The following is a 267-nucleotide window of genomic DNA, read 5'->3' on the forward strand; positions in this document are numbered from 1 at the left end:
CATCCACACGGTTCATCGTCTGGAGATCAACGAGATGCAGCTTCAGCTCAGGCAAAGAGATGCGCATATTCAGGCATTACAGAATCAAATCAACCCTCATTTACTCTACAATACACTGGAAATTATCAAAAGCATTGCTTTTATAGAAAAGGTTCCGACGATTTAGAAAATGGTGACCAGTCTCGCAGCCGTATACCGGTATTCATCAAAAATGCCCGGGGCCGAAGTGCTGCTAAGGGATGAGCTGAAAAATCTGCAGCATTATTT

General features: G+C 43.4%; 1 protein-coding gene. It reads left to right on the forward strand.

Translation table 11 applies throughout. From position 1 onward, the window contains the following. Positions 1–34 precede the first annotated feature (34 nt). Positions 35–166: a sensor histidine kinase gene (locus tag ACSNOG_RS33425; protein WP_436756425.1), complete on the forward strand. Its 132-nt coding sequence runs from the start codon at positions 35–37 to the stop codon at positions 164–166. The last annotated feature ends 101 nt before the right edge of the window (positions 167–267 follow it).

The organism is Streptomyces sp. URMC 124 (genome assembly GCF_051386455.1).
GTDB lineage: Bacteria > Actinomycetota > Actinomycetes > Streptomycetales > Streptomycetaceae > Streptomyces.